The organism is Streptomyces sp. NPDC058758, from assembly GCF_042746075.1.
Lineage (GTDB): Bacteria > Actinomycetota > Actinomycetes > Streptomycetales > Streptomycetaceae > Streptomyces.
On the sequence record NZ_JBHYPS010000009.1, the window covers coordinates 75,987 to 95,769 of the forward strand.

The following is a 19,783-nucleotide window of genomic DNA, read 5'->3' on the forward strand; positions in this document are numbered from 1 at the left end:
GGTCGTCTCATGTCAGTCGACCGCACCCAGGTGCTCCGCACCGCCGCCGCCCTGCTCTCCCGCAAGGCGACCGCCACCATGGACGAGGTCGCCCGGGCCGCCGGCATCGGGCGGGCCACCCTGCACCGGCACTTCGCCGGGCGGGACGCCCTCGTGCGGGCGCTGGAGCAGATGTGCATCGAGGAGGCGGAGGCCGCGCTCGACGCGGCCCGGATCGAGGAGGGGCCGGCCGACGAGGCCGTCCGGCGGCTCGTCGCCGCCTCCGAACCCGCCGCCCCGCTGCTCGCCTTCCTCGTCACCGAGAACCAGCTGTTCGAGGGCGACGGACAGAACGAGGGCTGGGCCCGCCTCGACGCCCGCCTCGTTGCGCTCTTCCGGCGCGGCCAGGAGGAGGGCACCTTCCGGATCGACCTGAGCCCCGCCTGGCTGTGCGAGGCCTTCTACGGGCTGATCGGCTCGGGAGCCTGGGCCGTCGCCGACGGGCGGGTCGCCGCCAACGACTTTTCGTACATGATCGCCGAGCTGCTGCTCGGCGGAGCGCGCAGGAGCGTGGAGAAGTGACCACCGAAACCGTCCGCCACGGCACGGGCAGCGGAGAGAGCCATATCGAGGGCGGGCGCCGTCCCGGCCGGTGGCTCGCCCTCTCCGCGCTCGTCCTGGCCGTGCTGCTCGTGGCCGTGGACGCCACCGTGCTCGGCCTGGCGACCCCCTTCCTCTCCGAGGACCTCAAGCCCTCCGGCACCCAGCTGCTCTGGATCGGCGACGTCTACTCCTTCGTCATCGCCGGCCTGCTGGTCTCCATGGGCAGCCTCGGCGACCGCATCGGCCGCAAGAGGCTGCTCCTCGTCGGCGCCGCCGCCTTCGGCGCCGTCTCGGTCCTGAACGCCTACGCGACCAGCCCCGAGATGATGATCGCCGCCCGCGCCCTGCTCGGCGTCGCCGGCGCGACCCTGATGCCGTCCACCCTGGCCCTCATCCGGAACCTCTTCCACGACCCGCGCGAGCGCAGCCTCGCCATCGGCATCTGGGGCGCCATGGCCTCGGCCGGCGCCGCCGTCGGCCCGGTCGTCGGCGGCTTCCTCCTGGAGCACTTCTGGTGGGGCTCGGTCTTCCTCATCAACCTGCCCGTCATGGCCGTCCTGGTCGTCATCGGCGCCAAGCTGATCCCCGAGTCGAAGAACCCGGACCCGGGCCCCTGGGACCTGCCCAGCGTCGCCCTCTCCCTCGTCGGCATGATCGGCGTCGTCTACGCGGTCAAGGAGCTGGCCTCGCACGGCCCCACCCTCGACGTGGCCGTCGCCGCGCTCGCCGGCGCCGGCGGCCTCACCTGGTTCGTCCGCCGCCAGCTCACCCTGCCGGCCCCGCTCCTGGACATGCGCCTCTTCCGCAACCGCGGCTTCTCCGGCGCCGTCCTCGCCGACCTGCTGACCATCCTCGGCCTCGCCGGCCTGGTGTTCTTCCTGTCCCAGTTCTTCCAGCTGGTCCAGGGCCGCTCCCCGCTGGAGGCCGGCCTCGCCGAACTCCCGGCCGCCATCGGCTCCGTGACGGCCGGTCTGCTCGCCGGCCGGGTCGCCCGCCGGTACTCGGTGCGCTCGGTCGTCGCCGGCGGCCTCGCCGCCATCGGCCTCGCCCTCGCGGTCCTCACCGCCATCGGGCAGACCACCGGCTACCCGCTCCTCGGCGCCAGCCTCCTCGTCGTCGGCGTCGGCGCGGGCCTCGCCTTCACGGTCACCGCCGACGTGATCCTCTCCAGCGTCCCCAAGGACCAGGCCGGATCCGCGTCCGCCGTCTCCGAGACCGCGTACGAGCTCGGCGCCGCCCTCGGCATCGCCGTCCTCGGCTCCATCGTGACCGGCGTCTACCGCGGCTTCACCACCCCGGCCGGCATCCCGTCGGACGTCGCCGCGGCCGCCCACGACTCGCTCGGCGGCGCCGTCGAGGCGTCCTCGGCCCTCGACCCGGCCCGGGCGGGTCAGCTGGTCTCGGCCGCCCAGGAGGCGTTCGTCGACGGCCTGCGGATCGCCGCCGGCGCGGGCGCGGCCGTCCTCCTGGCCACCGCCGTGGCCGCCTGGTTCCTCCTCGGGGACCAGAAGCTCGCGGACGGCGTCGAGCACTGACGCACCCGCCGTACGCGCGAGGGCGCCCCCGGAAAGCTCCGGGGGCGCCCTCGCGCGTACGGCCGACCGCTACGCGGCCTCCTTCGCCTTCGTGGCGTACATGTCCACGTACTCCTGGCCCGACAGCCGCATGACCTCAGCCATCACCGAGTCCGTCACCGCCCGCAGGACGTACCGGTCGCGGTCCATGCCCTCGTAGCGGGAGAACTCCAGCGGCTCGCCGAAGCGGACCGTCACCTGCACCGGACGGGGGAAGCCCGCACCCGTCGGCTGCGCCTTGTCCGTGCCGATCACCGCGAACGGCACCACCGGCGCGCCGGTCATCAGCGTCAGCCGGGCCACGCCCGTACGGCCCCGGTAGAGCCGGCCGTCGGGGGACCGGGTGCCCTCCGGATAGATCGAGAAGATCTTCCCCTCCTCGAGGACCCGGCGGCCCGTCATCAGCGCCGCCACGCCGCCGCGGCCGCCGTCCCGGTCCACCGGGATCATGCCGACGCTGGTGAAGAACCACGCCATCAGCCGGCCCTTGAAGCCCTTGCCCGTCACGTACTCGTCCTTGCCGATGAAGAAGACCTGGCGCTCCAGGCAGATCGGCATGATCATCGAGTCGATGAAGGTGAGGTGGTTGCCCGCGAGGATCACCGGCCCGGTCCCGGGGACGTTCTCGGCGCCCTCGACACGGGGGCGGAACATCAGACGCAGGATCGGACCGAGGGTGGCCTTGACGATCGCGTGACGGGACAACGGTTCCTCCGGTGTCGGGCGGGCGGCTCCGGGGAGCCGACGGTGCAGCACGGGACGATACTCGCGGGTCACCGCCGTGCGCACATCGGGTTCACCGAACGGATACACGGTGTTGACGCGTGTTTCCGCCATGTTCGGCCCAGGTCCGCCGCCCGTAGGGGAGCACTGCCTACCGTCGGGTCCACCCACCGCCAGGTGCGGGACATCACACAGGAGGACCTCCATGACCCAGGGCGCACCCCGGACCCCCGGCCGCCGCACGGTACTCGGCGCGGCGGGCGCCGCAGCGTTCGGCGTCTCCGCCGCCCTCGCCGCCGGCGCGGGCACCGCCCAGGCCGCCGGAACCGGCCGCCCCCACGGGCCGGGCGACGGCCACGGGCGCGGCTACCGCTCGCTCCCCGTCCCGACCGTCATCGCCCACCGCGGCGCCAGCGGCTACCGGCCCGAGCACACCCTCGGCTCCTACCGGCACGCCCTGGACCTCGGCGCCCACGTCATCGAGCAGGACCTCGTCCCCACCAAGGACGGGCACCTGGTCTGCCGCCACGAGAACGACATCACCGGCACCACCGACGTCGCCGACCACCCCGAGTTCGCCTCCCGCAGGACCACCAAGTCGGTCGACGGCGTCTCGTACACCGGCTGGTTCACCGAGGACTTCACCCTCGCCGAGCTGAAGACCCTGCGCGCCAAGGAGCGGATCCCCGGCACCCGCCAGGAGAACACCCTCTACGACGGACGCTGGACCGTCCCCACCTTCGAGGAGGTGCTGCGCTGGGCCGACGAGGAGGGCCGCCGCCGGGGCCGCGAGATCTGGCTCCACGTCGAGACCAAGCACCCCTCGTACTTCCGCTCGATCGGCCTCGGCCTGGAGGAGCGCCTGGCGCGGCTGCTCCGCCGTCACGGCCGCCACCGCGCGGACTCCCCGGTCTTCCTCCAGTCCTTCGAGCCCAGCAGCATCCAGCGCCTGGCGAAACTGGTCGACTCCCCGCTCGTGGTCCTGCTCTCCGGAGCCTCCACCCGCCCCTGGGACTTCACCGAGGCCGGCGACCCGCGCACCGTCGCCGACCTCGTCACCCCCGCCGGACTGCGCTGGATCGCCTCGTACGCCCAGGGCATCGGCCCCACCCTCGACCTGGTCGTCCCCAAGGACGCCACGGGCCGGCTCGGCGCCCCCACCACCCTGGTGCGGGACGCGCACGCGCAGGGCCTGATCCTGCACCCGTACACCCACCGCAACGAGAACGCCTTCCTGCCGGCCGACTTCCGCCGCGGCACCGACCCGGCCGCCTACGGCGACGCCTTCGGCGCGCTGGAGCGGTACTTCGCGACGGGCATCGACGGCGTCTTCTCCGACAACCCGGACACCGCCCTGCTGGCCGCCGAGGACTTCCGCGCCCGCTGACCCGGGCCGCCCGCCGCCCGGTCGGAGCCGTACGCCGACCGGGTGGTTCCCCGCCCGCGCCGCAACCGCGCCCCCGCGCCGCCGCATCGTGGCGGTCATGACCTCCCCGGAAACCCTCCTCGCCACCCTCACCCCGCTGCTCGCCGCCGAGTCGCGGGCCGAGGCCGCGGCCGCCGGCGTCGAGCCCGGCGACCTCGAACAGGCCGTCTGGCTGCGGCTCCTGGAACGCCTCAGCGCCGACGACGCCCCCGAGCGCCCCGCCGACTGGCTGCGCCGCGCCGTCCGTGCCGAGGCCCGCAGGGCCCGCCGCACCAGCGGCCGGGAGCGGCCGTACCACGACGGGGAGACCCGGCCCGAGGCGTACGGCTCCGGTCCCGAGGGCTCCGCCCTCACCGCCGAACGCCGCCGCACCCTGCGCGCCGCCGTCACCCGGACGCCCGGCCGCTGCCCCCGCCTCCTCGGCGCGATGCTCGACCCCGCCGACCCCACCTACCGCGAAATCGCAGGAACGTTGGGTATCTCACAAGGCAGTCTGGGGCCGATGCGTTCCCGTTGCCTGGGATGCCTGCGCAGAATGCTCGCGGCAGAGGTTCCCGCCCCCGGCCGACGGGGAAGGGTGCGGGGTACCGATCGGTGACCAGATGAGCGGGAGGCATGCACACATGGGCCTGAGTGTGACCATCTCGGCGGCGGCCGCGCACGACGCGGAGCAGATCCTGAAGCTTCAGTACCTCTGCTACCAGACCGAGGCCGAGCTGTACGGCGACTGGTCCATCGAGCCGCTCACCCAGCCGCTCGACGCCGTCCGCGCCGAGCTGGCCGAGGGCCACTGCCTGGTGGCCCGGCTCGGCGACGAGGTCGTCGCCTCCGTGCGCGCCCGCACCGACGAGGACGGCACCGTGCACATCGCCAAGCTCATCGTCCACCCCCGCATGCGCCGCCACGGCATCGGCGGCCGGCTCCTCGACGCCATCGAGCGGCACTTCGCCGAGGCGGACACCGTGCCCAAGCGCTTCCAGCTCTTCACCGGCCACCGCAGCGAGGGCAACCTCCGCCTCTACCGCGCCAGGGGCTACGCCCAGGTCGGCTCCCGCGAGGTCGGCCCCCGGCTCACCCTCGTCACCCTGGAGAAGGCGGCCTGACGGCCCTCCCTCAGGCGGTGCGCGACCGGCGCAGCCACCAGATGCCGCTCAGCGGCAGCAGCACCGGGATGAAGACGTAGCCGTAGCCGAACTCCGACCACACCGTGGAGTCGGGGAAGGCGGACGGCTCGACCAGCGTCCACGTCCCCACGACCAGCACGCCCGCGAGCTCGGCGGCGCAGCACACCAGCGCCGCCCTGCGGGCCGTCTCGCCGCCCCGCACCAGCGTGTACGTGATGAACACGTAGACGACCGCCGCCACCGCGGAGAGGGTGTACGCCAGCGGGGCCTCGTCGAACTTGGCGCTGATCTCGTACACCGAGCGCGAGGCCGCGCCCACCGACATCACGCCGTACAGCCACACGAGCAGCATGCCCGGGCCCGTGACCAGCCGGGTCCGGGTCCGCGCCGGCTCCGCCGTCTCCTTCGTGTCCGCCATGCTCAGCCCACCGTCCAGATGTCGAAGAGACGCACTTCCAGCACGGCGAGCACGACCGCGCCCGCCGCCACCGTCGCCGAACCCCAGCGGGTGCGCTCGGCCAGCGACATGAAGCCGGCGATCGGCACCGCGCACAGCGCGCCGAGCAGGTAGGCGACGAAGATGGTCGTCCCCTCCTCGGCCTTCTCGCCGCGGACCAGCTGCACGATGCCGACGACCAGCTGGGCCAGGACCAGGAAGGTCACCACGGCCATGCCGATGAAGTGCCAGTCCTTGGTCGGCTGGTCCCGGAAGGCGGCGAAGCCGCACCAGGCGGCGAGGGCGAGCGCGGCCACCGAGACCGCGACCGTGAGGGCGTCAAGCATGCGCCCGAGGGTATTACGGCCCGAATGACCCGATGCCCTCGGCCCCGCCCCGGGGCCCGCCGCCGGTCCCGCGCGGTCCGCCGGGGCGGCCGTGGCCTTGGCCACATTCGCCGCCGCCCGCCCTTCCTTCCGTACCGCCCCGGAGCCCCCTTCACCGCAGGCCGCACGGGACGCGGGCGCTCCCGGCACCGTCCGCATGGCGTCTCAGCGCCGTCCGGAATGCGGACACCCCGCTTCCGTTCGCGACTGCGCATGCTTTACTTGCAGCCATGACCACGACGAGCAGCCGCATCCTTGCGACCGAGGCGAACACGACGCCCGGTGCTCGTTGTATGTGTCGAATGTGCGCCTTCTGAGGGCCCCCGCCTGAGCCTCGCGCCCCGAAGCGAGACCCCGACGGCCAGCCGCTCCGACCGCCCCACCGGCGCCGGACCGTGCCTGCCCCGCGCACCCCGCCCCTCCGGCCGACCGCCGAAGCGGCTTCCGTGCGCCTGACTGTCCGATTGACGAATGCCCCGTGCACGGCGGACCCACGCGTCGCGCACTCGACAGTGACGGAAACCCCTGTGATCACCACTTCGGGCCTGACCAAGGTCTACGAGTCACGCGGCCGCCAGGTCACCGCCCTGGACGGCGTCGACCTCCACGTCCGCGAGGGCGAGGTCTTCGGCGTGATCGGCCAGAGCGGCGCCGGCAAGTCCTCCCTGATCCGCTGCGTCAACCTCCTGGAGCGCCCCACCTCCGGCACCGTGACCGTCGACGGCGTCGACCTCACCGCCCTCGCCGGCAAGGGACGCCGGGCCGGCAAGGACCTCCGCCGCGCCCGCAGCAGCATCGGCATGGTCTTCCAGCACTTCAACCTGCTGTCCTCCCGCACCGTCAAGGACAACATCGAGCTCCCGCTGGAGATCCTCGGCGTGTCCGGCGCCGAGCGCTCCCGCCGCGCCCTCGAACTCCTCGACCTCGTCGGCCTCGCCGACAAGGCCAAGAACTACCCCGGCCAGCTCTCCGGCGGCCAGAAGCAGCGCGTCGGCATCGCCCGCGCCCTCGCCGGCGAGCCCAAGGTCCTCCTCTCCGACGAGGCCACCAGCGCCCTCGACCCGGAGACCACCCGCTCGATCCTCCAGCTCCTGCGCGACCTCAACCGGCAGCTCGGCCTCACCGTCCTGCTCATCACGCACGAGATGGACGTCGTCAAGACCGTCTGCGACTCCGCCGCCCTCATGCAGAAGGGCCGGATCGTCGAGTCCGGCACGGTGAGCGAACTCCTCGCCACCCCCGGCTCCCAGCTGGCCGCCGAGCTGTTCCCGGTCAGCGGCCACGCCACCGCCGCCGACCGCACCGTCGTCGACGTCACCTTCCACGGCGAGGCCGCCACCCAGCCGGTCGTCTCACAGCTCGCCCGCACGTACAACATCGACATCTCCATCCTCGGAGCCGCGATGGACACCGTCGGCGGGAAGCAGATCGGCCGCATGCGGATCGAGCTGCCCGGACGGTACGAGGAGAACGTCGTCCCGATCGGCTTCCTGCGCGAGCGGGGCCTCCAGGTCGAACCCGTCGAAGACCCGCGGGACGGGGCCGCCGCCGCGGTCCCCGCCCAGCAGCACGTGCTCGTGAAGGAGAGTGCCAAGTGACCTGGGAAGAGATGCGCCCCCTGCTCGAACAGGGCACGGTCGACACCCTCTACATGGTCCTGTGGGCCACCGTCGTCACCATCGCCGCCGGCCTCCCGCTCGGCATCCTCCTCGTCCTCACCGACAAGGGCGGACTGCTCCAGAACCGGCCCCTCAACAAGGTCGTCGGTGCGATCGTGAACATCGGCCGTTCGCTGCCGTTCATCATCCTGCTGATCGCCCTGATCCCCTTCACGACCTTCGTCGTCGGCACCTTCATCGGCCCGACCGCGATGATCGTGCCGCTCGCCATCGGCGCCATCCCCTTCTTCGCGCGCCTCGTCGAGACCGCGATCCGCGAGGTCGACCACGGCCTCGTCGAAGCCGTCCAGTCCATGGGCGGCGGCATCCCCACCATCGTCCGCAAGGTGCTGCTCCCGCAGGCCCTGCCCTCGCTGGTCGCCGCCGTCACCACCACCGTCATCGTGCTCATCGGCTACTCCGCGATGGCCGGCGCGGTCGGCGGCGAAGGCCTCGGCTCCAAGGCCGTCACCTACGGATACCAGCGCTTCGACACCACCTTCATGCTCGTCACCGTCGTCGTCCTGGTCGTCATCGTCACGATCGTCCAGCTCATCGGCGACGGGGCCGTGCGGCTCCTCGCCCGCCGCGGCCGCACCGCCTGACGGCCCCCAGACCCCACCCCACGAGCCCGGACTTGTTGTCCAGGCGTCCACCGCTCCACCGGAAAGAGGCACTCTTCGTGCGTAAGAACATCAAGCTCGCCGCCGGCTTCGCGTCCGTCACCGCCCTCGCCCTCGGCCTCACCGCCTGCGGCACCTCCTCGGACCCGGCCTCCGCCAAGGACGGGGCCGGCTCCGCCGACAAGCCGCTCGTCGTCGCCGCGTCCCCGACGCCGCACGCCGACATCCTGAAGTTCGTCCAGGACAACCTGGCCGCCAAGGAGGGCCTCAAGCTGGAGGTCAAGGAGTTCACGGACTACGTCCTGCCGAACACCGCCACCCAGAACGGCCAGGTCGACGCCAACTTCTTCCAGCACAAGCCGTACCTGGACGACTTCAACGCGAAGAACAAGACCACCATCGTCCCCGTGGTCAACGTCCACCTGGAGCCGCTCGGCCTCTACTCCAAGTCCGTGAAGTCCCTCAAGGACATCAAGGCCGGACAGACGGTCGCCGTCCCCAACGACACCACCAACGAGGGCCGGGCGCTCCACCTCCTCGCCGACAACGGCCTCATCACCCTCAAGGACGGTGTCGGCACCGACGCCAAGCTCTCCGACATCACCGACAAGAAGGGCCTGGAGTTCAAGGAGCTGGAGGCCGCCACCGTGCCCCGCGCCCTGAACGACGTCGACGCCGCCGTCATCAACGGCAACTACGCGATCGAGGCCGACCTTTCGCCGGCGAAGGACGCCCTGGTCCTGGAGAAGGGCGAGGGCAACCCCTACGCCAACCTCCTCGCCGTCAAGAAGGGCAACGAGAAGGACCCCCGGGTGGAGAAGCTCGCCAAGCTCCTCAACTCGCCCGAGGTGAAGAAGTACATCGAGGACACCTACAAGGGCTCCGTCATCCCCGCCTTCGGCGCCGTCAACTGACGCCTCCGGCACCCTCCTCGACCGCAAGGCCCCGCCCGCCCCGTCCGGCGCGCGGGGCCTTGTGCCGCCCCGCGCATGCGCGTCGGCCGCGCCATGTTGCATGCTGTGCCCTCACGGTCTTCACGTATGGAGCTGCGCATGACTACCACCTTCCCGGACGTCTCCATCAACACGGAGCGACTGGTGCTGCGCCCGTACGAAGAGGCCGACGTCCCCGCCTTCGTCGAGATGATGAACGACGAACTCGTCACCGCCTGGACCTCGGTGCCGCACCCCTACACCCGCGCCCACGCCGAGGACTGGGTCCGCAGAATCGCTCCCGCGGAGCGCACCGAGGGCCGCGGCATCGTCTTCGCCGTCACCGAGTTCCTGACCCAGCGTCTGGTCGGCACCGTCCACCTCCACTCCACCGACTGGCGCGTCCGTGCCACCGAGGTCGCCTACGTCACCGCCCCCTGGGCCCGCGGCGAGGGCTACGCCACCGAGTCCGTCCTCGCCACCGCCCAGTGGCTCTTCCGCGACCGCGGCTTCGAACGGCTCCAGCTGCGCACCGCCGCCGACAACACCGCCTCCCAGCAGGTCGCCCAGAAGATCGGCTGCATCAGCGAGGGCGTCCTGCGGGGCGCCTGGATAGCGCGCAGCCTCACCGAGGGCGGCGAGTGGACCGACATCCGCACCGACCTCATCCTCTGGGGCCTGCTCCCCGAGGACCTCGACGGCGTCGCCGACCAGATGGCCGAGGCCGGATACTCCTCCTACACCGACTGGAGCTGAGCCCTCCGGGGGCGACCCGGGGTACGCTCGACACGCCCCCGACCTGCGACGACAGCACAGGAGACAGACGCGATGGCCGACCGGGTCACGGTGATCGGCTGGGACGGCTCACCCCTCACCGCGGCGGCCCGGTCCGCGCTCTCGGCCGCCACCCTGGTGGCCGGCGCCGCCCACCACCTGGCGCTCCCCGAAGTGCCCCCCGGCGCCGAGCGCGTCCGCCTCGGCAGCGTCGGCCTCGCCGCCCGCCGGATCGCCGGCCACCGCGGCACCGCCGTCGTCCTCGCCGACGGCGACCCCGGCTTCTTCGGCGTCGTCCGGACCCTGCGCGCCCCCGAGCACGGCCTGGAGGTCGAGGTCGTCCCCGCCGTCTCCTCGGTCGCCGCCGCCTTCGCCCGGGCCGGCATGCCCTGGGACGACGCCCACGTCGTCGTCGCCCACGAGAAGACCCTGCGTCGCGCCGTCAACGTCTGCCGCGCCCACCCCAAGGTCGCCGTCCTCACCTCACCGGGCGCGGGCCCCGCCGAACTCGCCCTCCTCCTCGACGGAGTCCACCGCACCTTCGTCGTCTGCGAGCAGCTCGGCACCTCCCGCGAACAGGTCTCCGTCCTCACCTCCGACAAGGCCGCCGACCACACCTGGCGCGACCCCAACGTCGTCCTCGTCATCGGCGGCGCCGGCGGCACCGGAGCCTCCGCCGCCCCCTGGCTGATGGGCCATCACCCGGCCGCCGGAGCCGTACGGGGCTGGGCCGGGCGGTCCGGAGAGCCCGGGTCCGGGGAGTCCGGGTCCGGGGAGCGCCCCGGCATCGGCCACGATCCCACCCTGCGCGCCGTCCAGCTCGCCCGCCTCGGCCCCCGCCCCGGCGACCTCGTCTGGGACGTCGGCAGCGCCGACGGGACCTTCGCCGTCGAGGCCGCCCGCTTCGGCGCCGCCGTCATCGCCGTCGACGCGGACCCCGCCGCCCGCGCCCGCACCGAGGCCGCCGCCCGCCGCCACGGCGTCCTCCTCCAGACCGTCACCGGCCGCGCCCCGCACGTCCTGGAGAGCCTGCCCGAGCCCGACGTCGTACGGATCGGGGCCGGCGGCGTCCCCGTCGTCACCGCCTGCGCCGACCGCCGGCCCGAACGGATCGCCACCCACGCCACCACCCGCGACGAGGCCGAGGCGATCGGCACCGCCCTCACCGCCGGCGGCTACGCCGTCGAGACCCTCCTCCTGCAGACCGTCGGCCTCGATCCCGCCGACTGGACCGAGCGCGAGCGCTCCGTCGTCTTCCTGCTCACGGGCCGCCGGACCAGCGGCGCCCCCTGACCCCGGCCGGGCGCCGGGGCAGGTAGGCTGGCCGATTGTTGTACCGCGCGGGGATGTTCGGCAGGTTGTTCGTCAATGTCCCGAATCGATGACCGTCTTGACCCGTTCTCGGTGGTCACCGGCGTGCGGGACACCGGGGGGACCGCGCGACGTGGCGCAGTCCACAGCGCACCGTGGCGGATCCGCCTGCCACGATGGCCGCGGGCCGCGACAATGCATGGGTGTCGGCGCGCCTCCGTGCCGCGCGGCGCACGCGCTCGTTCTCGTTGACGGGCGCAGCTCTGAACGAACACAACGATGGGCGAGGGGTACGCATGACGGACACCGGCCAGGTCCCGGGCGAGGGACTGCCGGAGAACGCAGGCATGGTCGAGCAGCCGGGCATCCCCGCTCCGGGCGCGTACACCTACCTGGACCCCTCCGGCCCCGTCCCCGGGCAGCTCCCCGAGGACGACGACATGCTGCTGATGCCGGGCGCCCAGGGCGCCTGGAGCGAGCAGGCCCCGGGCGCCGTGCCCGCCCCGCCGGTCGCCGTCCCCGCCCCGCCCGCGGTCCCGCCGCAGGGCGGCCCCGAGGGCGCCGTGCCGCAGGCGGCCCCGGTGGGCGACCCGCTCACCGACCCGCTGCCGGACCCGCTCACCGGGCCCCTGCCCGACGGCCTCGTCCTCGCCGACCGGCTTACCGCCCCGGCCACCCCGGCGCACGGCGTCCCGCTGCCCGGCGCCACCCCGCCGCAGGGCGTGCCGCTCGCCCCGCAGCCGCCGCTCGGCACCCCGGCGCACGGCGTCCACCTCGCCCCGGCCGTCCCGCAGGAGCCCGTCGCCACCGCCCACGGCTACGAGCCCGGCATCCTCGACACCGGCGCCCACGAGGCCGCGGGCCGCGACTCCGGCTCCGTCGACCTCGGCGGGGTCCGCGCGGCGCCGGCCGCGCCGCAGGCCGCCCCCTCGCGCCGCCCGCTCCACATGGGCCCGCCCGTGCCCGAGACGGGCGGGGTCGTGCGCTCGCTCGCCGACCGGGGCCCGGCCGCGCCGGCGCCCGTCGCCCCGCAGGCCCCGGCGCCCGCCCCCGAGCACCTGGTGGCCACGGGCCCCGCGCCCGTGCCCGTACGCAACCCGGGGCCGCCCACCACCGGGCCCGAGTACTTCGACATCGCGCAGGACCAGCAGACGGCCCCGCAGGGCGCCGAGCCGTGGGCCGCGCAGCCGCAGGAGCCCCTGGCGCCCGCCGAGGCCCCCGCAGAAACGGTCGTCCCGCAGAGCGGGCAGTTCGTGCAGGTCGAGGGCTCCGTCCCGACCGCCGCGCAGCCCGCCCCGACCCCGCCGGCCGGCACCGAGATCGTCGAGCCCGAGACCGCGCCCGAGGCCCTCGTCCCCGCCCCGCGCGAGGGCGAGCCCGCCGTGACGGCCGCCCGGGACGCCGGGCAGCCGCCCGCCGAGCCGGTCGCCCCCGAGGCGGAGGCCACCACCTCCGCCGAGGAACCCGCGGCGGAGCAGCCCGCCGAGACCCCGGAGCTCCCGGAGACGGAGACGCCGGAGACGGAGACGCCGCAGGCCGGGGCTCCGCAGGCGGAGGCCTCCGTCGCCGAGGCCCCGGCCGCCGAGACCCCCGTCGCGGAGGCCCCGGAGCAGCCCGCCGAGGAGCCCGCCGCCCAGGAGCCCGCCGCCGAGACGCCGACCGTCGAGGCCCCGGAGACCCCCGCGCCCGCCGACGTACCGGCGCAGCCCGCGCCTGAGGACACCCCGGCCGAGGAAGCCCCTGCCGCCGAGCAGCCCGCGGAGCCCGAGGCCGCCGCCGTCGAGCCCCCGGCCGAGCCCGCCGCCGCCGAGGCGCCCGCCGTGGCGGAGGCCCCCGTCGAGCCCGCCGCCGAAGCCGGACCGGAACCGGAAGCGGAAGCGGCCGTGGAGCCCGCCGCCGAAGCCCTCGCGGAGACCGTCGTGGAGGCCGGCGCCGCGCCCGAGCCCGTCGCGCCCGAGACCGCCCCGGCCGAGGCCGAGCCCGTCGCCGCTCCGGCCCCCGCCGAGGCGTTCGCCGACGCCGCCGAGGTGCCCGCCGAGGCCCCCGTCGTGGCCGTGGCCGAGGAGATCCCCGTCGTGGCCGTGGCCGAGGAGGTCCCCGTCGTCGCGGAGGACGCCGCCGAGGCCGAGGAGGAGGCCGAGCCCCGCCCGGCGGCCCCCGGCTACGCCGACGCCGAGCGCGAGGCGGTGCTGCGGGTGATGCGCGAGCGCCGCGACATCCGCAACGGCTTCCGCTCCGACCCGATCCCGCACGAGGTGCTGCTCCGCGTCCTGGAGGCCGCCCACACGGCCCCCAGCGTCGGCCACTCGCAGCCCTGGGACTTCGTCGTCATCCGCTCCGCCGAGACCCGCCAGAGCATGCACGAGCTGGCCCAGCGACAGCGCGAGGCGTACGCCAAGTCGCTGCCGAAGGCCCGGGCGAAGCAGTTCAAGGAACTGAAGATCGAGGCCATCCTCGACACCCCGGTCAACATCGTGGTGACCGCCGACCCCACCCGGGGCGGCCGGCACACCCTCGGCCGCTACACGCAGCCGCAGATGGCCCCCTACTCCTCGGCCCTCGCCGTCGAGAACCTCTGGCTCGCCGCCCGCGCCGAGGGCCTCGGCGTCGGCTGGGTCAGCTTCTTCGACGAGCGCGAGATGGTCCGCGCCCTCGGCCTGCCCGAGCACCTGGAGGTCGTCGCGTACCTCTGCGTCGGCTACGTCGACGAGTTCCCCGACGAGCCCGAGCTGATGCAGGCCGGCTGGGCCAAGCGCCGCCCGCTCTCCTGGGTCGTCCACGAGGAGACGTACGGCCGCCGCGCCCTGCCCGGCGAGGAGCCGCACGACCTGCTCCAGGAGACCGTCGCCTCCATCCGCCCGCTCGACGCCAAGGCGCTCGGCGAGGCGTGGGAACGGCAGAAGCGGATGACCAAGCCGGCCGGCGCGCTCGGCATGCTGGAGATCATCTCCGCGCAGCTCTGCGGCCTCTCCCGGGCCTGCCCGCCGCCGATCCCGGAGCCCGCCGCCGTCGCGATCTTCGCCGGCGACCACGGCGTGCACGCCCAGGGCGTCACCCCCTGGCCGCAGGAGGTCACCGGCCAGATGGTGGCCAACTTCCTCGGCGGCGGAGCGGTCTGCAACGCCTTCGCCAACCAGGTCGGCGCCGAGGTCTGCGTCATCGACGTGGGCGTCGCCACCGAGCTGCCCGCCACCCCCGGCCTGCTGCCCCGCAAGGTCCGCGCCGGCACGGGCGACTTCACCACCGGTCTCGCGATGACCCGCGAGGAGACCGTGGCGGCGGTCGAGGTCGGCATCGAGACCGCCCGCGACCTGGTCGCGGCCGGGAACAAGGCGCTCCTCACCGGTGAGATGGGCATCGCGAACACCACCGCGTCCGCCGCGCTCATCTCCGTCTTCACCGGCGTCGACCCGGCCGAGGTCACCGGCCGCGGCACCGGCATCAACGACGAGACCCACGCCCGCAAGGTCGACGTGGTCCGCCGCGCCCTCGACCTGCACAAGCCGGACCCGCAGGACCCGATCGGCGTTCTGTCGCAGATCGGCGGCCTGGAGCACGCGGCCCTCGTCGGCTTCATCCTGGGCGCCGCCTCGCTGCGCACCCCGGTGATCCTCGACGGCGTCTCCACCGGCGCGGCCGCCCTGGTCGCCCGCGCCATCGCCCCCGAGTCGCTGGCCGCCTGCGTCGCGGGCCACCGCAGCGCCGAGCCCGGCCACGTCGCCGCGCTCAACAAGCTGGGCCTGCGCCCGCTGGTCGACCTGGACCTGGCCCTCGGCGAGGGCACCGGCGCCCTGCTGGCCCTCCCGCTGGTGCAGAGCGCGGCCCGCGCGATGCACGAGGTCGCGACCTTCGACTCCGCGGGCGTCACGGAGAAGTAGTCCGTACGGCCCCGGTGCCGCCGCTCCCCGAGGGCGGCGGCACCGGGGCCGCGCCATGCCCGCGCGCCCTCCCCGGCCCCCAGGGACGAGGGTCACAGGGTGCCCACGCCGGGTCACCGATATCGTGGTGCCCGGGCCGAACCCCCGCCCACCAGCCGCTTCACCGCCGCAGCGGCCCCCAGAGCCAGCCCCGCCCGAGGAGCCGCCCGCACATGGCCCAGCACGCCGAGCACCCCGCCTACCCCGTCGGCCTCCGCCTCGCCGGCCGGCGCGTCGTCGTCCTCGGCGGCGGCACGGTCGCCCAGCGCCGCCTGCCCGCCCTCATCGCCGCCGGCGCCGACATCACCCTGATCTCCCCCTCCGCCACCCCCTCCGTGGAGGCCATGGCCGAGACCGGGGAACTCACCTGGGTCCGCCGCCGCTACGAGGACGGCGACCTGGCCGACGCCTGGTACGCCCTCGTCGCCACCACCGACCCGGCCGCCAACGCCGCCGCCTCCGCCGAGGCCGAGCGCGCCCGCGTCTGGTGCGTCCGCTCCGACGACGCCGAGGCCGCCACCGCCTGGACCCCGGCCACCGGCCGCGGCGACGGCGTCACCGTCGCCGTCCTCACCGGCCACGACCCGCGCCGCTCGGCCGCCGTCCGGGACGCGATCCTGGAGGGCCTGCGCGACGGCTCCCTCGCCGCCCCCGCGCAGCGCGCCCGCACCCCCTTCGTCGCCCTCGTCGGCGGCGGCCCCGGCGACCCCGACCTCATCACGGTCCGCGGCCGCCGGCTGCTCGCCGAGGCCGACGTCGTCATCGCCGACCGGCTCGGCCCCCGCGACCTCCTGGACGAGCTGCCGCCGCACGTCGAGGTGATCGACGCGGCGAAGATCCCGTACGGCCGCTTCATGGCCCAGGAGGCCATCAACAACGCGCTGATCGAGCACGCCAAGGCCGGGAAGTCCGTCGTCCGCCTCAAGGGCGGCGACCCCTTCGTCTTCGGCCGGGGCATGGAGGAGGCGCAGGCGCTCGCCGCCGAGGGCATCGCCTGCACCGTCGTGCCCGGCATCTCCAGCTCCATATCGGTCCCCGGCGCCGCCGGCATCCCGGTCACCCACCGGGGCGTCGCCCACGAGTTCACCGTGGTCAGCGGCCACGTCGGCCCCGACGACCCGCGCTCGCTCGTCGACTGGGCCTCGCTCGCCAAGCTCACCGGCACCCTGGTGATCCTCATGGGCGTCGACAAGATAGGGAAGATCGCCGAGGCGCTCGTCGCCCACGGCAAGGCCCCCGACACCCCCCTCGCCCTGGTCCAGGAGGGCACCACCGCGGCCCAGCGCCGGGTGGACGCCACCCTCGCCACCGTCGCCGACGTGGTGAAGGCCGAGGAGGTCCGCCCGCCGGCCGTCATCGTCATCGGCCCGGTCGTCGGGGAGGGCCCCGACAAGCTCACCCGCTGACGCCCCGCACCCCCCCCGCGCGCCGGGACGGGAGGCCATCGCCGACCGTCCCGCGCATTGGCACCACACCCCGGACAAGGCAGTATCACCCCGTGGCCGAACTCATCACGATCACCGACCCCGACGACCCCCGCCTCCACGACTACACCGGCCTGACCGACGTCGAGCTGCGCCGCCGGCGCGAACCCGCCGAGGGCCTGTTCATCGCGGAGGGCGAGAAGGTCATCCGCCGCGCCCGCCAGGCCGGTTACGAGATGCGGTCGATGCTGCTCTCCGCCAAGTGGGTCGACGTCATGCGCGACGTCATCGACGAGGTCCCCGCCCCGGTGTACGCGATCCAGCCCGACCTCGCCGAACGCGTCACCGGCTACCACGTGCACCGCGGCGCCCTCGCCTCGATGCAGCGCAAGCCGCTCCCCGAGGCGGCCGAACTCCTCGCCGGAGCCCGCCGGGTGGCGGTCATGGAGTCGGTCAACGACCACACCAACATCGGCGCCATCTTCCGCAGCGCCGCCGCCCTCGGCATGGACGCCGTCCTGCTCTCCCCGGACTGCGCCGACCCGCTCTACCGCCGCTCGGTGAAGGTCTCCATGGGCGCCGTCTTCTCCGTCCCGTACGCCCGCCTGGACACCTGGCCGCGGGGTCTCGAAGCGGTCCGGGAGGCGGGCTTCAAGCTCCTCGCCCTCACCCCGGCCGAGAAGGCCACCTCCATGGACGAGGCCGCCCCGCACCGGCTGGACCGGGTCGCCCTGATGCTCGGCGCGGAGGGCGACGGCCTCTCCACCCAGGCGCTGCGCGCGGCCGACGAGTGGGTGCGCATCCCGATGGCCCACGGCGTCGACTCGCTCAACGTGGGCGCGGCCGCGGCCGTCGCCTTCTACGCCGTCACGGCCGGCCGCCCCGAGGCGTAGGCCCCCCTCCCGGCCACCGGAAACGCCCCCGGCGCCTTCGCGTGCCGGGGGCGTTCCGCGTGGGCGCGGGGTCAGCCCTGGAGGGCCTGGGCGGCGGCGATGCCCAGCGCCACCAGCAGGGTCACCACCACGAAGACGACGAGCCGCTGGCGCAGCAGCCGGGGGTTGGCCGGGCGGCGCCCGGTGGACGTCGAGCGGGCCCCCGGACGGGTTCCGGGCCGCGACTGGGGGTTGCGGGAGCCGCCGGTACGGGCGGGCGCCGAGGGGCGCGAGGACGGCCCGGCGCCGCGCCCCCTGGCCGCCGCGCGCTCCGGCTCGCGGCCCGGCGCGTCCCGCTCCGTGTACCGCTCGGTCGGCCGCAGCGTGCCGCGCTCCTCCATCCGCTCGCGGGGGGCCGGCGGCCGGGCGGACGGCAGCCCCTGCGCCTCGCGGGCCGCGATCTCCTTGAGCCGCATCGACAGCTGGAGGGTGCTGGGCCGGTCCTCCGGGTCCTTCGCCAGGCAGGCCCGGATCAGCGGCGCCAGCGCGTCCGGCACGCCCTGGAGCTGCGCCTCCTCGTGCACCACGCGGTAGAGCATGACCTCGGAACTGCCGTGTCCGAAGGGGGAGTCGCCCATCGAGGCGTACGCGAGGGTGGCGCCGAGCGAGAAGACGTCCGTCGCCGGGGTGACGGCGGCGCCCCGCACCTGCTCGGGCGCGAGGAAGCCGGGGGAGCCGACCGCGGTGCCGACGTGGGTGAGGGTGCTGGCGCCGGTGGCCCAGGCGATCCCGAAGTCGATGATGCGGGGGCCCTTGGGGGAGAGCAGGATGTTCGACGGCTTCAGGTCCCGGTGCACGACCCCGGCCTCGTGGACGGCGACCAGTCCCTCGGAGAGCGCGGCACCGATCGACGCCACGTCGGCGGCGCGCAGCGGACCCTCCTCGGCGACGCGGTCGTGCAGCGAGGGGCCGGGCACGTACTGGGTGGCGAACCAGGGCCGTTCGGCGTCCAGGTCGGCGGCGACCAGCCGGGCGGTGCAGCCGCCCCGGATCCGCCGGGCCGCCGACACCTCGCGGGCGAACCGCGACCGGAACTCCTGGTCCTCGGCCAGGTCGGGCCGGATCACCTTCAGCGCCACCCGCTGGCCGCGGCGGTCGGAGCCGAGGTACACGACCCCCATCCCTCCGGCGCCCAGCCTGCGGTGGAGCCGGAACGCCCCGACGATCCGCGGGTCCTCGCGCCGGAGCCGCATCATCGCCATGTCCGTCCCCTCGTCCGTTCGACGTGGCACAGCTTACGTAGTGCCGCCCCCACGTGCTCATAGGCCGCGCCCTCCCCCCGGCATCGATTGTCAGTGCTGAGAGGGACGGCGAGCCGTGCCGCACCGACTCTCCCCGCCAACACCCCTTGTCGTCCAGAGGACTTGACAGGGGAGCCGGGCACCTCCCGCCGTCCCGCGCCCGCCGCCGGGCCCCTCCCGCGCGCCCCGGCCCGTCCCGCCCCCCGCCGCGGGTGACCCATGTCACGCCGGGGCGCGTCCCCTCCGGGAAGACCCCCAGGCGCGCGCCCCCGTCTCCACCCAGGGGAGTACGCCGGGAGGAGCGGCGTCATCCTCCCGTAGGCCCGCAAGCCGGTACGCGGGCATGACGCCCCGGGCGCACCCGCTCCCTAGTGTGGAGTCATGCGGTGGGCGCGGCTCTCGTCCCCCGAGGAACACGCGCCCACCGCACCGGATCGGGAACACCGAGAAGCGACAGGAGAGGACCATGGCCCACACGGCACACCGGCCGACCCCCCGCCCCGCGGGACGCCGTCACCCCCTGGTGGCCACCGCCATGGTCCTCCCCCTCGCGGCCCTGCTCGTCGTCGTCTTCGGCGGCTGGGAAGCGGTGGTCACACAGGCGTCGTCCGTGGGCGTGATGCTGGGGCGCTGAGCGGCGCCCCGGACCCGGGAGAGCGGCCCGGGTCGGGGACATCGGCCGACAGCCCCGTGGGGACGGGGGTGCGGCGGACGACAGCG

General features: G+C 74.7%; 18 protein-coding genes. 14 read left to right on the forward strand and 4 right to left on the reverse strand.

From position 1 onward, the window contains the following. Positions 1–9 precede the first annotated feature (9 nt). Both ACFW6A_RS14245 and ACFW6A_RS14250 read left to right on the forward strand, forming a co-directional pair. Positions 10–561 (forward strand): TetR/AcrR family transcriptional regulator, encoded by a 552-nt coding sequence (locus tag ACFW6A_RS14245; RefSeq protein ID WP_200428290.1) that lies wholly within the window; start codon positions 10–12, stop codon positions 559–561. A 44-nt stretch (positions 562–605) separates the two neighbouring features. Then, on the forward strand, positions 606–2,117 hold the full coding sequence (locus ACFW6A_RS14250) for an MFS transporter (RefSeq protein ID WP_351848417.1): 1,512 nt from the start codon (positions 606–608) through the stop codon (positions 2,115–2,117). A 69-nt stretch (positions 2,118–2,186) separates the two neighbouring features. Here the strand turns inward: ACFW6A_RS14250 and ACFW6A_RS14255 are convergent, their stop codons facing one another. Further along, entirely contained in the window at positions 2,187–2,810 is a 624-nt protein-coding gene (locus tag ACFW6A_RS14255; protein WP_386481382.1) for a lysophospholipid acyltransferase family protein, read from the reverse strand. 274 nt (positions 2,811–3,084) lie between these two features. Between ACFW6A_RS14255 and ACFW6A_RS14260 the strand changes: the two genes are divergently transcribed. The 3 genes from ACFW6A_RS14260 (at position 3,085) to ACFW6A_RS14270 (ending at position 5,408) form a co-directional block, all read left to right on the forward strand. Then, on the forward strand, positions 3,085–4,266 hold the full coding sequence (locus ACFW6A_RS14260; RefSeq protein WP_351848342.1) for a glycerophosphodiester phosphodiesterase: 1,182 nt from the start codon (positions 3,085–3,087) through the stop codon (positions 4,264–4,266). A gap of 97 nt (positions 4,267–4,363) precedes the next feature. Then, the gene (locus ACFW6A_RS14265) at positions 4,364–4,903 is read left to right on the forward strand and encodes a sigma-70 family RNA polymerase sigma factor (RefSeq protein ID WP_351848339.1); all 540 of its coding nucleotides are present in this window, start codon (positions 4,364–4,366) and stop codon (positions 4,901–4,903) included. 25 nt (positions 4,904–4,928) lie between these two features. Further along, positions 4,929–5,408, forward strand: coding sequence for a GNAT family N-acetyltransferase (locus tag ACFW6A_RS14270; protein ID WP_351848337.1), 480 nt, complete (start codon positions 4,929–4,931; stop codon positions 5,406–5,408). Between the two features lie 10 nt (positions 5,409–5,418). On the opposite strand, the gene ACFW6A_RS14275 is transcribed toward ACFW6A_RS14270, so the two are convergent. Both ACFW6A_RS14275 and ACFW6A_RS14280 read right to left on the reverse strand, forming a co-directional pair. Further along, entirely contained in the window at positions 5,419–5,847 is a 429-nt protein-coding gene (locus tag ACFW6A_RS14275) for a hypothetical protein (protein WP_351848334.1), read from the reverse strand. 2 nt (positions 5,848–5,849) lie between these two features. Further along, positions 5,850–6,212: a hypothetical protein gene (locus tag ACFW6A_RS14280; protein ID WP_351848332.1), complete on the reverse strand. Its 363-nt coding sequence runs from the start codon at positions 6,210–6,212 to the stop codon at positions 5,850–5,852. Between the two features lie 566 nt (positions 6,213–6,778). On the opposite strand from ACFW6A_RS14280, the gene ACFW6A_RS14285 reads away from it, so the two are divergent. The 8 genes from ACFW6A_RS14285 (at position 6,779) to ACFW6A_RS14320 (ending at position 17,783) form a co-directional block, all read left to right on the forward strand. Further along, positions 6,779–7,849 (forward strand): ATP-binding cassette domain-containing protein, encoded by a 1,071-nt coding sequence (locus ACFW6A_RS14285; protein WP_351848329.1) that lies wholly within the window; start codon positions 6,779–6,781, stop codon positions 7,847–7,849. Next, the gene (locus ACFW6A_RS14290) at positions 7,846–8,514 is read left to right on the forward strand and encodes a methionine ABC transporter permease (protein WP_351848327.1); all 669 of its coding nucleotides are present in this window, start codon (positions 7,846–7,848) and stop codon (positions 8,512–8,514) included. The genes ACFW6A_RS14285 and ACFW6A_RS14290 overlap by 4 nt, the downstream gene beginning before the upstream one ends. Before the next feature lie 77 nt (positions 8,515–8,591). Beyond that, positions 8,592–9,446, forward strand: a complete 855-nt coding sequence (locus ACFW6A_RS14295; RefSeq protein WP_351848324.1) for a MetQ/NlpA family ABC transporter substrate-binding protein — start codon at positions 8,592–8,594, stop codon at positions 9,444–9,446. Positions 9,447–9,572: 126 nt separating this feature from the next. Further along, entirely contained in the window at positions 9,573–10,220 is a 648-nt protein-coding gene (locus tag ACFW6A_RS14300; RefSeq protein WP_386483996.1) for a GNAT family N-acetyltransferase, read from the forward strand. Positions 10,221–10,292: 72 nt separating this feature from the next. Beyond that, positions 10,293–11,531, forward strand: a complete 1,239-nt coding sequence (gene cbiE / locus ACFW6A_RS14305; protein WP_386640746.1) for a precorrin-6y C5,15-methyltransferase (decarboxylating) subunit CbiE — start codon at positions 10,293–10,295, stop codon at positions 11,529–11,531. Positions 11,532–11,845: 314 nt separating this feature from the next. Beyond that, positions 11,846–15,427, forward strand: coding sequence for a nicotinate-nucleotide--dimethylbenzimidazole phosphoribosyltransferase (cobT, locus tag ACFW6A_RS14310; protein WP_386640749.1), 3,582 nt, complete (start codon positions 11,846–11,848; stop codon positions 15,425–15,427). Positions 15,428–15,639: 212 nt separating this feature from the next. Continuing rightward, positions 15,640–16,872 carry a uroporphyrinogen-III C-methyltransferase gene (gene cobA / locus ACFW6A_RS14315; RefSeq protein WP_386640752.1) on the forward strand — a complete coding sequence of 411 codons (1,233 nt, stop codon included), beginning with the start codon at positions 15,640–15,642 and terminating at the stop codon, positions 16,870–16,872. Positions 16,873–16,964: 92 nt separating this feature from the next. Next, positions 16,965–17,783 carry an RNA methyltransferase gene (locus ACFW6A_RS14320; RefSeq protein WP_351848311.1) on the forward strand — a complete coding sequence of 273 codons (819 nt, stop codon included), beginning with the start codon at positions 16,965–16,967 and terminating at the stop codon, positions 17,781–17,783. 71 nt (positions 17,784–17,854) lie between these two features. Here the strand turns inward: ACFW6A_RS14320 and ACFW6A_RS14325 are convergent, their stop codons facing one another. Next, positions 17,855–19,024: a serine/threonine-protein kinase gene (locus ACFW6A_RS14325; RefSeq protein WP_351848309.1), complete on the reverse strand. Its 1,170-nt coding sequence runs from the start codon at positions 19,022–19,024 to the stop codon at positions 17,855–17,857. Positions 19,025–19,529: 505 nt separating this feature from the next. Between ACFW6A_RS14325 and ACFW6A_RS14330 the strand changes: the two genes are divergently transcribed. Then, positions 19,530–19,697 (forward strand): hypothetical protein, encoded by a 168-nt coding sequence (locus ACFW6A_RS14330; RefSeq protein WP_189949504.1) that lies wholly within the window; start codon positions 19,530–19,532, stop codon positions 19,695–19,697. Positions 19,698–19,783: the final 86 nt, after the last annotated feature.

What these genes read in the sequence shown, in the direction of transcription:
- ACFW6A_RS14325 (WP_351848309.1), bottom strand. Translation starts at nt 19,024, where the DNA reads ATGGCGATGATGCGGCTCCGGCGCGAGGACCCGCGGATCGTCGGGGCG.
- ACFW6A_RS14245 (WP_200428290.1), top strand. Translation starts at nt 10, where the DNA reads ATGTCAGTCGACCGCACCCAGGTGCTCCGCACCGCCGCCGCCCTGCTC.
- cbiE (WP_386640746.1), top strand. Translation starts at nt 10,293, where the DNA reads ATGGCCGACCGGGTCACGGTGATCGGCTGGGACGGCTCACCCCTCACC.
- ACFW6A_RS14260 (WP_351848342.1), top strand. Translation starts at nt 3,085, where the DNA reads ATGACCCAGGGCGCACCCCGGACCCCCGGCCGCCGCACGGTACTCGGC.
- ACFW6A_RS14255 (WP_386481382.1), bottom strand. Translation starts at nt 2,810, where the DNA reads ATGTTCCGCCCCCGTGTCGAGGGCGCCGAGAACGTCCCCGGGACCGGG.
- ACFW6A_RS14265 (WP_351848339.1), top strand. Translation starts at nt 4,364, where the DNA reads ATGACCTCCCCGGAAACCCTCCTCGCCACCCTCACCCCGCTGCTCGCC.
- ACFW6A_RS14270 (WP_351848337.1), top strand. Translation starts at nt 4,929, where the DNA reads ATGGGCCTGAGTGTGACCATCTCGGCGGCGGCCGCGCACGACGCGGAG.
- cobA (WP_386640752.1), top strand. Translation starts at nt 15,640, where the DNA reads ATGGCCCAGCACGCCGAGCACCCCGCCTACCCCGTCGGCCTCCGCCTC.
- ACFW6A_RS14280 (WP_351848332.1), bottom strand. Translation starts at nt 6,212, where the DNA reads ATGCTTGACGCCCTCACGGTCGCGGTCTCGGTGGCCGCGCTCGCCCTC.
- cobT (WP_386640749.1), top strand. Translation starts at nt 11,846, where the DNA reads ATGACGGACACCGGCCAGGTCCCGGGCGAGGGACTGCCGGAGAACGCA.
- ACFW6A_RS14300 (WP_386483996.1), top strand. Translation starts at nt 9,573, where the DNA reads ATGGAGCTGCGCATGACTACCACCTTCCCGGACGTCTCCATCAACACG.
- ACFW6A_RS14275 (WP_351848334.1), bottom strand. Translation starts at nt 5,847, where the DNA reads ATGGCGGACACGAAGGAGACGGCGGAGCCGGCGCGGACCCGGACCCGG.
- ACFW6A_RS14330 (WP_189949504.1), top strand. Translation starts at nt 19,530, where the DNA reads ATGGCCCACACGGCACACCGGCCGACCCCCCGCCCCGCGGGACGCCGT.